Origin of the sequence: Arthrobacter sp. GCM10027362 (assembly GCF_042679445.1) — a bacterium.
Classification (GTDB): Bacteria; Actinomycetota; Actinomycetes; order Actinomycetales; family Micrococcaceae; genus Crystallibacter.
On the sequence record NZ_JBHTML010000389.1, the window covers coordinates 1 to 1,100 of the forward strand.

Below are 1,100 nucleotides of genomic sequence, written 5' to 3' on the forward strand. Positions count from 1 at the left end.
CCAGCACCTGCACGCAGGCCTGCAGCGTGGCCGCATCCAGCGGAGCATCCGGCGCGCCGGGCGCGAAGATCTCCCGCAGCCGCCCGCCCCAGCCCAGGTCCGTCAGCCTGGCCAGGGCGCGGCCGGCGGAGAGGGCTTCGCCCGCGGCGATTTTACCCTTGACCGGGATGCCCAGCCGGTCCATCCCCGACGGCCACAGGGCGCGCGGCTCCAGTTCCGTGCCGGCCCGGTGCAGCGAGGCATCGGCGCTGCGGGTGGCCTCCTCGGCCACCGCCTCCGGGTACCAGGCTCCGGCGCAGTTGTCGCAGCGCCCGCAGGGGGCCGCGGACGGATCATCCAGCTCCCGGGCCAGGAACTCCATCCGGCACATGGCGGTGGCCTCATAGTCCAGCATCGAGTTCTGCTCCGCCACCCGGGCCCGGGCAATGCGCCCGTAGCGCTCGCCGTCGTAGCGCCACGGCAGCCCGGTGCCTTCCCAGCCGCCGCCCGTCCGGCGCACCGCGCCGTCCACGGAGAGCACCTTCAGCAGCAGTTCCAGCGGCGAGCGCTTCAGGTTGACCCGGGTCTCCAGCGCCGCCGCGGACAGCACCGTGCCGGGGGCCGACAGTTCGCGCAGCACCGCCAGCGCCGTGGCCTCGTCGGGCATCGAGGCGGTGGCGAAGTATTCCCAGATCTCGCGGTCCTCGGTGCCCGGCAGCAGCAGCACGTCCGCGTTGGGGGTGCCGCGCCCGGCGCGGCCGACCTGCTGGTAGTACGCCACCGGCGAGCTCGGGGCCCCCAGGTGCACCACAAAGCCCAGGTCCGGCTTGTCAAAGCCCATCCCGAGCGCGCTGGTGGCCACCAGGGCCTTGACCCGGTTCTGCTTCAGCGCGGCCTCGGCCTGCTCCCGGTCGGCCGGATCCGTCCGGCCGGTGTAGGCCAGCACGGCGTGCCCCGCCTCGCGCAGCAACCGCGCGGTGTCCTCGGCGGCGGAGACGGTCAGCGTGTAGATGATGCCGCTGCCGGGCAGTTCGGCCAGGTGGGTCAGCAGCCCGCCCAGGCGGGCACGCGCACCGGGCAGCCGCAGCACGCCCAGCCGCAGGGATGCGCGGGCCAGCGGC

Annotated in this window: 1 protein-coding gene; it reads right to left on the minus strand. The window is 74.8% G+C overall.

Going from position 1 to position 1,100, the window contains the following annotated elements; all coding sequences use genetic code 11:
* On the minus strand, positions 1–1,100 hold a 1,100-nt coding region (locus tag ACFQ36_RS22870; RefSeq protein WP_377017888.1), incomplete at both ends, for a helicase-related protein.